12 protein-coding genes are annotated in these 13,082 nt (G+C 55.6%); 9 read left to right on the forward strand and 3 right to left on the reverse strand.

Translation table 11 applies throughout. The features are described from left to right. Positions 1 to 23: 23 nt before the first annotated feature. Genes Q0W94_RS10250 through Q0W94_RS10265 form a run of 4 tightly spaced genes read left to right on the forward strand, consistent with a single transcriptional unit; the run spans position 24 to position 4,328 of the window. Positions 24 to 1,337: a nicotinate phosphoribosyltransferase gene (locus Q0W94_RS10250; RefSeq protein ID WP_297758667.1), complete on the forward strand. Its 1,314-nt coding sequence runs from the start codon at positions 24 to 26 to the stop codon at positions 1,335 to 1,337. Continuing rightward, on the forward strand, positions 1,334 to 1,894 hold the full coding sequence (locus Q0W94_RS10255; protein ID WP_297758669.1) for a nicotinate-nucleotide adenylyltransferase: 561 nt from the start codon (positions 1,334 to 1,336) through the stop codon (positions 1,892 to 1,894). Before Q0W94_RS10250 ends, Q0W94_RS10255 begins: the two co-directional genes overlap by 4 nt. Beyond that, positions 1,891 to 2,592 (forward strand): NrtR DNA-binding winged helix domain-containing protein, encoded by a 702-nt coding sequence (locus tag Q0W94_RS10260; RefSeq protein ID WP_297758671.1) that lies wholly within the window; start codon positions 1,891 to 1,893, stop codon positions 2,590 to 2,592. Before Q0W94_RS10255 ends, Q0W94_RS10260 begins: the two co-directional genes overlap by 4 nt. Before the next feature lie 17 nt (positions 2,593 to 2,609). Continuing rightward, positions 2,610 to 4,328 (forward strand): NAD+ synthase, encoded by a 1,719-nt coding sequence (locus Q0W94_RS10265; RefSeq protein ID WP_297758674.1) that lies wholly within the window; start codon positions 2,610 to 2,612, stop codon positions 4,326 to 4,328. Positions 4,329 to 4,450: 122 nt separating this feature from the next. On the opposite strand, the gene Q0W94_RS10270 is transcribed toward Q0W94_RS10265, so the two are convergent. The 3 genes from Q0W94_RS10270 to murC are packed head-to-tail and all read right to left on the reverse strand — an operon-like array spanning position 4,451 to position 7,880. Then, on the reverse strand, positions 4,451 to 5,548 hold the full coding sequence (locus Q0W94_RS10270; protein ID WP_297758676.1) for a glycosyltransferase: 1,098 nt from the start codon (positions 5,546 to 5,548) through the stop codon (positions 4,451 to 4,453). Positions 5,549 to 5,553: 5 nt separating this feature from the next. Then, positions 5,554 to 6,459, reverse strand: a complete 906-nt coding sequence (gene murB, locus Q0W94_RS10275) for a UDP-N-acetylmuramate dehydrogenase (RefSeq protein WP_297758679.1) — start codon at positions 6,457 to 6,459, stop codon at positions 5,554 to 5,556. Then, the gene (gene murC / locus Q0W94_RS10280; protein ID WP_315863124.1) at positions 6,456 to 7,880 is read right to left on the reverse strand and encodes a UDP-N-acetylmuramate--L-alanine ligase; all 1,425 of its coding nucleotides are present in this window, start codon (positions 7,878 to 7,880) and stop codon (positions 6,456 to 6,458) included. The genes murB and murC overlap by 4 nt, the downstream gene beginning before the upstream one ends. Before the next feature lie 382 nt (positions 7,881 to 8,262). Here murC and Q0W94_RS10285 point away from each other — a divergent pair, with 382 nt between their 5' ends. The 5 genes from Q0W94_RS10285 to fba all read left to right on the forward strand — a co-directional run bounded on the left by Q0W94_RS10285 (position 8,263) and on the right by fba (position 12,951). Continuing rightward, entirely contained in the window at positions 8,263 to 9,294 is a 1,032-nt protein-coding gene (locus Q0W94_RS10285) for a Ycf66 family protein (protein ID WP_297758682.1), read from the forward strand. Positions 9,295 to 9,832: 538 nt separating this feature from the next. After that, complete coding sequence (locus Q0W94_RS10290) at positions 9,833 to 10,036, forward strand: DUF2811 domain-containing protein (protein WP_011056228.1); 204 nt, start codon at positions 9,833 to 9,835, stop codon at positions 10,034 to 10,036. 24 nt (positions 10,037 to 10,060) lie between these two features. Further along, on the forward strand, positions 10,061 to 11,464 hold the full coding sequence (gene hemG, locus Q0W94_RS10295; RefSeq protein ID WP_297758685.1) for a protoporphyrinogen oxidase: 1,404 nt from the start codon (positions 10,061 to 10,063) through the stop codon (positions 11,462 to 11,464). 2 nt (positions 11,465 to 11,466) lie between these two features. Then, entirely contained in the window at positions 11,467 to 11,712 is a 246-nt protein-coding gene (locus Q0W94_RS10300) for a type II toxin-antitoxin system HicB family antitoxin (RefSeq protein WP_297758688.1), read from the forward strand. A 159-nt stretch (positions 11,713 to 11,871) separates the two neighbouring features. Beyond that, positions 11,872 to 12,951 (forward strand): class II fructose-bisphosphate aldolase, encoded by a 1,080-nt coding sequence (fba, locus tag Q0W94_RS10305; RefSeq protein ID WP_297758691.1) that lies wholly within the window; start codon positions 11,872 to 11,874, stop codon positions 12,949 to 12,951. Positions 12,952 to 13,082 lie beyond the last annotated feature (131 nt).

The raw sequence follows: 13,082 nt of genomic DNA on the forward strand, positions 1-13,082 counted from the left end.
ACATCCCTTGACATCCCAGAGCAATGACAGGCTTCACCTTGGCCACCAGTGACTACAGTTTGTTGACGGATCTCTATCAACTGACAATGGTGGCCACCTACGCCGGCGAAGATTTGGCTTGGACACCCGCCAGTTTTGAACTCAGTGTGCGGCGATTGCCCCGCGGCTATACGTATCTGGTGGCGATGGGGTTGGCTCAGGTGCTGGAGTATTTGCAACAGCTGCGGTTTACGCCTCAGCAAATTGATTACCTCAGAGGTCTGGCGGTTTTTGAACGTGCACCGGCAGCATTTTGGGAGCTATTGAGCCAGAGTGAGTTCCGCGGCGATGTCTGGGCGGTTCCGGAAGGCACAGTCGTCTTTGCCCAGGAGCCCCTGCTGCGCATTGACGCCCCCCTCTGGCAAGGCCAGTGGATAGAAACTTGTCTGCTCAATATCGTCAACTACCAAACCCTTGTGGCCACCCGTGCTTCCCGGCTGCGACAGTTGGTGGGGCAAGAGGTGGATCTCCTGGAATTTGGCACGCGGCGCGCCTTCAGTCCCCAAGCGTCCCTGTGGGCAGCCCGCTCCGCCCTAGCGGCAGGATTTACGGCCACTTCCAATGTCCTTGCTGCGCAGCAGTTGGGGGTGGTTCCCGTAGGTACCATGGCCCATTCCCTAGTAATGGCGATCGCCACCCTCAAGGGGACGGAACAGGAGGCCTTTACGGTTTTCTTGCGCTACTACTCTGAAGGGGCACTCTTAGTAGATACCTATGACAGCCTTGCCGCCATTGTCACCCTTGCTGATCGCCAAGCCGCTGGCGAGATTTTGGTCAAGGCGGTGCGCATTGATTCAGGGGATCTCTTGAGCCTCTCCCAAAAAATCCGTCAACTGTTGCCCCAAGTAAAAATCATTGCCAGTGGCGATCTCGATGAGGGGGAAATTCGCCGCCTGCGGGCAGCGGGTGCCTGTATTGATGCCTATGGCATCGGCACGAAGCTGGTTACGGGAGAACCGGTCAACGGTGTCTATAAGCTGGTGGAGATCAATGGTCAGGGGGTAATGAAGATCGCCAGTGGCAAAATGACCCTCCCCGGACGTAAGCAAATTTATCGCCGCCCCAGTGGGGATTGCCTGGCCCTTGCCAGTGAGGAACAGGTTTGGGGTAAACCGCTCCTTGAACCGGTTATGAAGGAAGGGTGCCCCCTTTATCCGCCGGAGTCGTTGCAGACCATTCGCGATCGCCACCGCGCCAGCCTCGCGGAATTGCCAGAGACTCTCTTGGATGTGACCCAGCCCGTGGTTTATTCCCCTGCCCTTGACGCCTTGATCCAGGAGTTACGACAGCGCCCATGACTATTGCCCTCTTTGGTACCAGTGCCGATCCACCAACAGCCGCCCACGGAGAGATTCTCCAGTGGTTGAGCGATCGCTATGACCGTGTTTTCGTGTGGGCAGCGGATAACCCCTTCAAGGGGCAGCAAACCCCCTTGCCCTATCGCCAAGCCATGCTGAATTTACTGGTGCGCAGTCTCAACCGCCCCAATGTCGAGCATCACCCCGAACTCAGCCACCCTTACACCCTCTATTCCGTTGAGCAGGTGAAGCAGCAGTGGCCCCATGAACCGCTTACCCTGGTGATTGGCAGTGATGTCCTTGCGAAGCTACCGCAGTGGTATCAGGCGGCGCGACTCCTTAAGCAGGTAAAGCTCTTGGTTTTGCAGCGTCCCGGCGTTATCCTTGACCCCAAGGACTGGCAAGCCGTGCAGCAACTGTGTCCCCAGATGGAACTGGCAGACTATCGCGGGCCGGCGGTTTCTTCTAGCACCTATCGGCAACAGCGGGATACCCAACAACTCCTGCCAGCGATCGCCCAGTATATTCAGGAGCAAGGACTTTACTCGCACCCATGACGGTCTCCCCTTTGCCCCTGGCAGAATTTGTCGTTGGCGTGGACAATGTCATTTTCTCCGTGGATACGGAGCAAAATCGCCTGCTGGTGCTCCTGGTGCAGCGACAACAGCCTCCCTTTGCCGGTTATTGGAGCCTCCCCGGCACCCTGGTGCGGCAGGGGGAATCCCTTGAAGCCGCTGCCTACCGCACCCTAGCGGAAAAAATTCACGTCAATAACCTCTATCTGGAGCAACTGTACACCTTTGGCGAATCGGACTGGAATCGCACCTATGGCAAACGCTATCTGTCTGTGAGTTACTTTGCCTTGGTGCGCTTTGCCGATGCCGAACTCATTGCTCCCGGGGAGTTGCCAGTGCAGTGGTTTGCCCTGAGTGCCTGTCCTGATCTGGCCTTTGATCACAGCAAAATTTTGGCCTATGGTCACCGCCGCCTCTGCAATAAGCTGGAGTATAGCCCTGTGGCCTTTGATGTGCTGCCGGAGTATTTCACCCTCAACGATCTCTATCAGTTCTACAGCACCGTTTTAGGGGCTAACTTTTCCGACTACTCTAACTTCCGCTCCCGGCTTCTGAAATTGGGTATCTTGCAAGATACGCACCAGAAAGTCATCCGCGGGGCGGGGCGACCGGCAACCCTCTACCGCTTCGATCGCGAGGCCTTTGCGCCCCTGAAGGATAAGCCCCTTGTTTTTGTCTAACTTTTGAGGAATTGTCTATGGCTGTGCATCTGTGGATTGCACAACTGAACCCCACCGTCGGCAGTCTCAGAGCCAATGCAGCAGCGATCGCCAGCGCCGTCCAGGAGATCCGCAGCCAGCACCCTGTGGATTTGGTCATTACCCCTGAGCTGGCCCTCTGTGGCTATCCCCCCAAAGATCTGCTGCTCAACCGCCATTTTGTTGAGGCGATGCAGCAGGAACTGCACCACCTGGCCAGTGCCCTGCCCCCAGAGGTGGCGGTACTGGTGGGAACCGTTTTGCCCAACCCCGATGCTGGCGTCAAGGGTCAAAAGCCGCTCTACAATGGCGCTGCTCTCCTGCAGGCAGGTGAGGTGCAACAGGTCTTTGCCAAGCAGTTGTTGCCCACCTACGATGTCTTTGATGAGTGCCGTTACTTTGCCCCCGGCAGTACAGAGAATCTCTTGACACTGACGACGGCCACCGATCAGCTCAAAATTGGCGTCACGATTTGTGAAGACCTGTGGAACAATGAGCAGTTTTGGGGGCAGCGGTACTACGAGCGCAATCCCGTTGCGGAATTGGTGGCACAGGGAGCGGATCTGATTGTGAATCTCTCGGCCTCCCCCTACTGTGTGGGCAAACCCAAGTTGCGGCAGGCGTTGATTGAGCACACAGCGCGGCAATATAACTGTCCCTTGATCTACGCCAATCAGGTGGGGGGCAATGATGACTTGGTTTTTGATGGCACCAGTTTAGCGGTGAATCGGCAGGGGGAGGTGGTGAGCCGCGCCCAGGGGTTTCGTGAGGACTACCTAGCCGTGCGCTGGCGAAATGGCGATTTGCAACCCACCGCCATGATTGCCGCCTTGGCCAGAGGTGAAGCGGCGGAAATTTGGCAAGCCTTGGTTCTGGGGGTGCGGGATTATGCCCGTAAATGTGGCTTTCGGCAGGTGGTGATTGGTCTCAGTGGCGGCATTGACTCAGCCTTGGTGGCGGCGATCGCGACCGCTGCCGTTGGCAACCAACAGGTGCTGGGGGTGCTGATGCCCTCGCCCTACAGTTCCGCGGACTCAATGACCGATGCCAAGGACTTGGCAGCAAACTTGGGCATTGCCACGCAGGTCTTACCCATTGCCCCCCTGATGCAGACCTACAGCGAGGTGCTGGCTCCCCTTTTTGCCGGCACTCCCAGCGGCGTGGCCGAGGAAAATATCCAAGCCCGCATTCGCGGTACCCTGCTGATGGCGATCGCCAACAAGTTTGGCCACTTGCTCCTTTCCACCGGCAATAAATCAGAACTAGCAGTGGGCTACTGCACCCTCTACGGCGATATGAGTGGCGGTCTGGCCGCCATTGCCGATGTTCCGAAAACCCGTGTTTATGAGCTGTGCCATTGGCTCAATGGCCAGGCAGCGCAGGGTAGTCCCATTCCCGATCTGCCAATCGCTGGCCCCGTCGTAATTCCCCCCCCCATTCTCAGCAAGGCCCCCAGTGCTGAACTACGGCCCGGCCAACGGGATCAGGATAGTCTGCCGCCCTACGACATTCTTGATAGCATTTTGGCACGGATGATCGATCGCCACCAGTCGGATCAAGAAATTGCCGCTGCCGGATACGACCTGAACCTTGTGCAGCAGGTACGGCGCATGGTTCAGCGGGCAGAATTCAAGCGCCAGCAGGCGGCACCGGGCTTAAAAATTACCGATCGCGCCTTTGGTTCCGGTTGGCGGATGCCGATCGCGGCCCAGTGGTAGATTGGCGGCAGCCTCCAGAGTCGGGCGCAAGAAGATGGGCTCACCACCAAAGGAATGATTGAGTCAAGCGCCTTGGGATGGGAAAACGAGAGAATTGGTACAGGCAATCCCCCTGGTCGGCCCTACAAACATTCCGAGCTTGCCAAGGAGAATCCCATGGCCTGGAGTTCTTGGGTCAGGCGTTGGGCCTCTGCTGGATGTTGATCCCATAGCAGGGCAATTGCTTGCCGCAGTTTGTCTAAGCCAGCACTGACCTGTCCTAACCGCAGCAATAGCGCTCCCTGATTTTGATAGGCAAAGGGACAGGTGGGATCTAGCCTTTGGACGCGATCGTAGGTGGCCAGGGCCTCCCCCCAGCGTTTCAGTTGCTTTTGTGCCTCCGCCAGCCGCAAATAGGTTGCAATGGGCATGGCTTCAGGAGGAGAGGTTCTAAGGGCCGTTTCATAGACGTGGATGGCTTCCTGCCACTGACCGCGTTCGGCAAACAGATTGCCTTGCTGATAGCACAGTTCATAGGCAACCACCGGCGGCAGAGTGTTCACTTTAAATCCCTGCGCCAGACAGTACTCAGCTTGATCTAAAGCACCGGCTGCTAAATAGACACCTGCCAATTTACTCCAGAGGTAGGCATCCTCGGGGTGCTGCTCAAGGTAGCGGCGCATGATGCGCTCCGCCCGTTCCTGCTTTTGCTGCCGCTGATCGCCCAGATAGCCACTGTGGACAATGGCAACACCATTGACATGACCAATTTGCCAATGGGGTTCTCGCTGTTGGAGCGCCAAAACGCTGTCATCAATGGTTTCGTGGTAGGGGCGCTGAAAGGAGATGGCGGGATGACGGCGAAAGAGACGCGCTACGGGCGTATAGGGGGGAATGACCCCCAGTTCCTGCCGCAGCAAGGTCACCACCAGCCAGTTGGGTTGTTGGCAAATTTGGGGGAGGAGCGCCGCAAAGGCAGGGGTGAGGGTTTCATCGGCATCCAGCACTAAGACCCACTCAGTGGTCACATACCCTAAGGCAACATTGCGGGCAGCGGCAAAATCATCTTGCCAAGGAATTTCATAGACCCGTGCCCCCCAAGCGCGGGCGATCGCCACCGTTTCATCCTGAGACCCCGTATCCACAATCACGGCCTCATCAACAACGCCGGCAACACTGGCTAGGCACTGGGGTAAGCGTGCCGCCTCATCCCGCACAATCATGCAGAGGGTAATGGCCATAGACCCTAGGCAAAGTCACCAATCAGCTTTACTTCCGGGTGCAACCACACCGCCCAGCGATCGGCCACCGCCGTTTGCACATAGCGGATCAGATGATAGACATCCATGGCTGTTGCACCACCACAGTTAAGGATAAAGTTGGCGTGTTTTTCGGAAACTTGGGCATGTCCAATCTGGTAGCCCTTCAGGCCCGTTTGCTCAATTAGCCAACCTGCTGTCCACTCTTGGGGATTGCGGAAGACACTGCCACAGTTGGGGAAATCGTAGGGCTGTGTCCGCAGGCGATCGCTCAGGTGTTTTTGGGTATCTGCTTTCACTTGGGCGGGATCATGGCCGGGTTCCAACTGCCATGTGGCCTGCAGTACCAGGCGCTGCGTATCCTGAAGGCAGGAAGTGCGGTAGCCATAGCCCAACTCCCGTGCCGACACCACTGCCAAGGTGCCATCGGGTTCTAAAATCACGGCTGAGACCAGCCGCTCCGCGGTACAGCCGCCATGGGCACCGGCATTCATCACCACTGCCCCTCCGACGGTGCCGGGGATGCCAACAACCCACTCCAGACCGCGCCAGCCGAGTTTGGCGGTATGGTGAGCCAACTTGGGCAAGGGATAGCCTGCACCCACCGTCAGTTGTCCCGTCTCTAGATCAGTTGTGAGATAGCGCAGATGCTTAGTGGAGATCACTAGCCCCGGCACACCGCGATCGCTCACCAACAGATTAGACCCTGCCCCCAAAACCATAATCGGCAGTTCCTCCTCCTGTGCCCAAGTATAGGCCGCTTGCAGTTCCGCAATCGTACGCGGTTCCACAAACCATTCAGCACAGCCCCCCACATTCAGGGTCGTAAACTTCGCCAGGGAGACTTGACGTTGTAGGGGGCACTGGGTTTGGGGCAAGCAGGACAAGGTCATAGGGCGATCGCCTCAGTGAGGGAAGCAACACTTAATTGTTCCTGGTCCGCCATGACAGATGGAATCAGTTGATTGAGGTTGCCAGCCCCCAGGAAGATGACCAAGTCTCCCGGCTGCAGCAGATGCGCCAAGCGAGTTTGTACCGCCTCAAGGGTGGGGCAGTAATCCACTGAAGCATGATACTGACGGGCACAGGCGGCAACATCGGCACCACTAATTGTGCCAGGATTGGGTTCGCCGGCACTATAAATATCCGTGAAGATCACGTGATCCGCTGTGGTGAAGCACTGGCCAAAGGCCTCGAGAAAGGTTTGGGTACGGCTATAGCGGTGGGGTTGAAACACCGCCACGATCCGTTGCCAAGGGGCTTGAGTGCCCACTTGGAGGCGGGCTGCCTCTAGGGTAGCCATAATTTCACTGGGATGGTGGGCATAGTCATCAATGAAGCGAATTCCATTCACCTGTCCCCGTTCTTCAAAGCGGCGGCGGGCACCGCGAAACTCTAAAAGGGCCGCCGCAATGGTGGCAAAGTCAATGCCGAGATACCGCCCCACTGCAATCACCGCTAGGGCATTTTGCAGGTTGTGGGCACCCAAAACATTCAGTTGCAAAATGCCAAGGGAGGTGCCTCGCTCCCAAACCCGTGCCGTCGTTCCCTCAGAGGTGTATTGAATATGATCCACACAGTAGTCGGCCGCTGCTTGCCGTTGTAGGCTATAGGTCAACAAGCGCGGATGATGCAGGCGATCGCGGATATTCGGACAATCGGCACAAGCAATAACAATGTCTGCTTGATCAGCAAACTGCTGAAACGTGGCCACCACCTCTTCCAGGGAATTGTAGTGATCGGGGTGGTCAAGTTCAATATTGGTAATGACGCCAATATGGGGATGGAATTTGCGCAGGGAGCCATCAGACTCATCAGCTTCAGCCACAAGGTAAGGACTTTGACCCACGCGGGCGTTGCCCTGCCATGCCGCCACTTCACCGCCGACGATAATTGTTGGATCCAGCCCGGCCTGTAACAGCAAATAGGCAATCATACTGCTGGTGGTTGTCTTACCGTGGGTACCGGCAACGGCAATACTTTGGCTGCGGTCCATCAGCGCCGCCAGTACATCGGAACGGTGAAAGATTGGACAGCCTAAGTGTTGAGCTGCTTGATATTCAGGGTTATCGCTGCGAATGGCGGTGGAGCAAATGACCTGAGGCAGTGGGGTAAAAGGATACATTTCAAGGTTAGCAGCACTCTGGCCAATAAAAATCCGCACCCCTAACTCAGCCAGTTGCTCGGTCAAACGATTGGGACGCAAATCGGATCCAGACACCCTAAAGCCCTTTTTGGCCAGAATGTAGGCAAGGGCTGACATCCCAATACCGCCAATGCCAATGAAGTGGAATGGACGTCCGTTAAACTCCATCACTGGCCGATTTGCCACAAGCAACTCCTTTACTCCGGCAAAAGAAAATCTTTAGAACCAAAATAATAGTATCAATAGACTCAAATCAATGGATTGAATATCAACTTAGGCATGAACTAGGTATAAATTCTTAGGCTAATCATAGCAGGTTACCTTGAAGCTCCATGGGCTAATACTGGCAGATCTGGGGTGAATATGTCACCTTGAGCGAAAAAATTTGTTGCAGGCAGTTTATTGAGCATAGCTCAGCCTAGGGTTGATTTCAGCAGTGGCTCAAGACTTCGACAAAGAATAAACTCTGGCAGAGATAAATTCGGCGGGGTGTATGGTAGAAGGTTGATACCGCCTTGTCGGTGTGCCGTTATCTTGCTGAGGACTGGGAATGCTGACGAATTTGCTAGCTTGGAGTATGGCGATCGCTAGTTTAGGCTTGTATCTGTTGGGCTTCTTCCTGCCGGAACTGTACCGTAGGTTTGATCTGGTGGCCAGTGGCGCGGGATTATTTTTTGCTTTGACCCTGTGGATCTATGGCGATCGCATTGGCGGTGGCTTGCTTTTGGGAACGACAGCCGCAGTGGCTTTAATTCTTTGGTTGGGCGGGCAAACCCTGAGCTATCGCTGGCAACTTACCCACCCCGGCGATCGCACCGATACCCAAAAAGCCCAAGCCCTCTGGCAAAAAGTCCAGTCTCTGCTGCCCGAAGGTACCTTTGCGAAAATTAGTGAGCCACTCAAAGGCCTGGTGAGTCGCTTGGGCAGTGGCTTCCGCAAGCAGCCCGATCGCCCCCAGCCTGCCGTGGATACCCCACCACCACCGATGGATACTGGCAACATCAAAGCAGATCTGTGGACAGCAAGCACCCCCAGTACCGTTGCTGAACAACCCACCCCAGCCACTGAGGAAGCGGCCGCAGTCCCAGCAGACTCTGCCGAAGGTGAACCAACGGTCAGCCCAACTGCAGACACACCGGCTAATCACGAAGGGGCTACCGAAATTACCGCTCCAGCAGAGGCAGAACCCGCAACGGTTACTGCTCCAGAAGCAGCGGTGGCCCGCTCGGAAGAGCCAGCCCCTCCTGAAAAAGGGGTTGAGGCTCCAGAGGCCACAGTGACCGCCGCAGCACCAGAAGAACCCGCATCTCCTGAAACAGTCGTTGATGCTCCAGAACCCACGGCAACCCCTGGGGCAGGGGCAGAACCACCTCTAGTCTCTGAAGCGGCTCCCGCTGCTCAACCCACAGAAACGATGCCTCCAGCGCCGCAATCGCGCAGCTCTGCCGCTGCTCCCCTAGGGGATATTCCTGAAAATAGTGATGCTGAGGACGAGGCCATGGCAGAGGGGATAACCATTGAAAATCCAGAACCTATTCCCCCTGAGGACAGTGACTGGCCCCCGCCCGAAGCCCGTCTGTAAAATCTCACGCCAGTGGGTACAGGGCAGGACTAATCCCTGCAAAAGTTAATAAAGTCAGGAATTCATAACTTTTGCTGCTTTTATTTTCTCTGAAGCAAAGCTTAATAGAATCTTAATTTTCCCCTAACTTTCCCCAAAAATTCCCCAATTTTCCCAGGGTTTTCCACAGATGGGGGCAAAGTTTTCCACAGGACTTTGCGGTGTGACTAGGGTTCAAGACATTTCTGGGGATAACTGCCGCTGCCGCCTTGGGGAAAACGTAAGGAGTGCCAAAAGTCTGGAAATGCCCATTCTGTCGTGGATTGCCATTGCCAAGATGGGTGAAAACAAGGATTGACAGCCCCTAGGATAACCCAGACAATGGAGTTCCACCGATAGAGATGCACTTGCTCTGAAACCTTGGGAGTGTAAGGCTAAATCCCCCTCTGAATCAGCGGTTTGGGGATTTGGTCAGAACTTTTATGGGAGTTTTCCACAGGTTTAGCCAGGGCGAGCTGATTCTGCCTGGAATTTTGTTTTTATTGAGGTAACTGACGGTATGAACGCTCAAGCCACGATTAGTATTCTTGCCGAGATTCCAGAGGAGCTACACGAAACCCTGAAATACTACCTCGAGCGGCATCCCGATTGGGATCAAGATCGCGTATTTGTGGCCGCACTGTCACTCTTTTTGCTGCAAAATGGAGAATGCGATCGCCGCACGGCACGGGTCTATCTCGACTCGTTGTTTAAGCGATCCTAAACACTTTGGAGGGTAGCAAAACGGGTGAGTGAGGTAGATGTCGCAATTGTTGGGGGTGGTCTCAGTGGCCTGAGTGTTGCTTGGCGGTTGCAGCAGAGCGCCCCACAGTACAGTGGGGTTCTTTTAGAGGCCAGCGATCGCCTGGGGGGCAATATCACGACGCAGGCGGCGGAGGGCTTTGTCTGGGAACTGGGTCCCAATAGCTTTGCCCCGACCCCTGCCCTCCTACAACTGATTGCTGAGGTGGGCTTGCACTCAGAGCTAATTCGGGGCGATCGCCACCTACCGCGCTACATCTACTGGCGGGGGGAACTCTACCCCCTCGAACCCACCCGTCCCCTTGCCTTAGCCACCTCAAATTTACTCAGCCCTTGGGGAAAAGTGCGGGCAGCCCTTGGTGCCTTGGGGTTTGTGCCCCCCTATCTAGGCAGTGGGGATGAGTCAGTTAATTCATTTTTCCGTCGCCATTTGGGGCAAGAGGTGGCTGAGCGCCTAGTGGCCCCCTTTGTCTCTGGGGTTTACGCCGGTGATCCCCAACAATTAAGTGCCACGGCGGCTTTTCGTCGTATTGCCCAACTGGAAAAACTAGGGGGTGGCCTCATGGCCGGTGCCCTGCGCCTGCGGCGTCAACAACCTCCCAAACCAAGGCCGCCTGCAGAGGTGCAAATGCGACCAGGGGAACTGGGCTCCTTTAGGGAAGGCTTGGCTGCTCTGCCGCGGGCGATCGCCCAACAATTGAAGGCACCCATTCACCTGCAAACCCCCGTTGAAGCAATCACCCCAGAACCCAGTGGTGGCTATCTGCTGCGCAGTGGTGAGCAAAGGTGGCATGCCCGCAGTGTGGTCTTGGCCACGCCTGCCTATCAAACCGCAGAGTTGGTCGCTCCCTTTCAGCCAGCGATCGCCCGTGTTTTGGCTGCCATCCCCTATCCCACCGTGGCCTGTGTGGTCTTGGCCTACCCCGCGGGACTGGGACGCAGTGTCCGCCCCGGATTTGGCGTACTGATTCCCCGTGGTCAGGGCATCCGTACCCTTGGCACCATTTGGTCGTCCTGTCTTTTTCCCCAACGTACCCCCGCCGGTTGGCAAGTCTTTACAAGTTTTATTGGCGGTGCTACGGATCCTGATTTGGCTAGCCTAAAGGAAGAAGCCATTGTCCAGCAAGTGCAGCAGGATCTGACCCACCTCCTTGATTTACCCGCCGCCAAGGCACGATTACTCGGTATGAAAGTTTGGCGACGGGCGATTCCCCAATATATTGTGGGCTACCCTCAGCAGTGGCAGCAGGTGACCCATGCCCTCAGTCAAACCCCTGGGCTTTTCCTGTGTAGTAACTATGCTGAGGGTGTGGCCTTGGGCGATCGCGTCGAACATGGCAATCGAACCGCGGCTGCTGTTGCTGCCTACCTTTCAGGAGGCCAGTCCTAGGGATGTCGCTGTCGGACTATATGAATGCGGCTCTTGAGCGGGCGGTTTATCACTTCAATGCAGAGGATGGGCTGATTTACGGTGAAATTCCTGACCTTGAGGGGGTCAAGACCAATGGCAAGACCGTACTTGAATGCCGCGAGCGTCTTTCCGAACTCTTGGAGGATTGGATCTATTTCCATGTCTCGCGAGGGATTCCGGTACCAGTGATTAACGGCATTGACGTTCCCATACGCGAGATTTTCTGAGCCTTAGCCTCTTGGGATACCGCTTATCTATAGGAAAGGGTTGTATTCTCAATAGGCCAGCGATCGCTGCCCCGTAACATAAACGAGCAAACATAGCATAAGATTATCGGTAAGGTTAACGAAGCGATACATCCGCTCTACCAAGGAGGATATAACCCTATGGCACTCGTACCCATGCGCTTGCTGCTGGATCACGCCGCCGAAAATGGTTACGGCATTCCCGCCTTCAACGTCAACAACATGGAGCAGATCCAAGCCATCATGCAGGCAGCTCACGAAACCGACAGTCCCGTGATTTTGCAAGCCTCGCGGGGTGCCCGTAAGTATGCCGGGGAAAACTTCCTGCGCCACCTGATTTTGGCTGCGGTGGAAACCTACCCCCACATTCCCATTGTGATGCACCAAGACCATGGTAACGAGCCTGCCACCTGCTACTCCGCCATTCGCAATGGCTTTACCAGTGTGATGATGGATGGCTCCCTCGAAGCCGACGCCAAAACCCCCGCTAGCTACGAGTACAATGTGGCTGTCACCAGTGAAGTGGTCAAAGTCGCGCACTCCATTGGTGTCTCTGTGGAAGGCGAGCTGGGCTGCCTTGGGTCCTTGGAAACCGGTAAAGGGGAAGCTGAAGATGGTCACGGATTTGAAGGTGCCCTCGATCACTCGATGCTCCTCACCGACCCCGATCAGGCTGTGGACTTTGTGGAGCGCACCCAAGTGGATGCCCTGGCGGTGGCCATTGGAACCAGCCATGGTGCCTACAAATTTAGCCGCAAACCCACCGGCGAAATCCTCGCCATCAGCCGCGTGGAAGAAATTCACCGCCGCTTGCCCAATACCCACTTGGTGATGCATGGCTCTAGCTCGGTGCCCCAAGAATTGATTGACATCATTAACCAGTACGGCGGTGCGATTCCCGAAACCTACGGGGTCCCCGTGGAAGAAATCCAAAAAGGCATCAAGAGCGGTGTGCGCAAAATCAACATTGACACCGATAATCGCCTAGCCATTACCGCTGCGGTACGCGAAGCGCTGGCTTTGGCACCCAAGGAATTTGACCCTCGTCACTTCCTCAAGCCATCTATTAAATACATGCAAAAAGTGTGTGCCGATCGCTATCAGCAATTTGGTACCGCTGGCAACGCTAGCAAAATCAAGCAACTCAGCCTCGATGACTATGCGGCCAAATACGCCAAGGGTGAACTGAAGCAAGTAACTCAGAAAACCGTGGTGGTTTAGGAACTCTGCGATCGCTGAGAAACGAATCACTGAGAAACGATAAGTCATGTGAGAGAGGGTGGCTACGGTCACCCTTTTTCGTTTGAATATGTTTGAATGTGAATAAAAAACAATACTTCTATAGCTTCTAT

This window comes from Thermosynechococcus sp., assembly GCF_025999095.1.
GTDB lineage: Bacteria > Cyanobacteriota > Cyanobacteriia > Thermosynechococcales > Thermosynechococcaceae > Thermosynechococcus.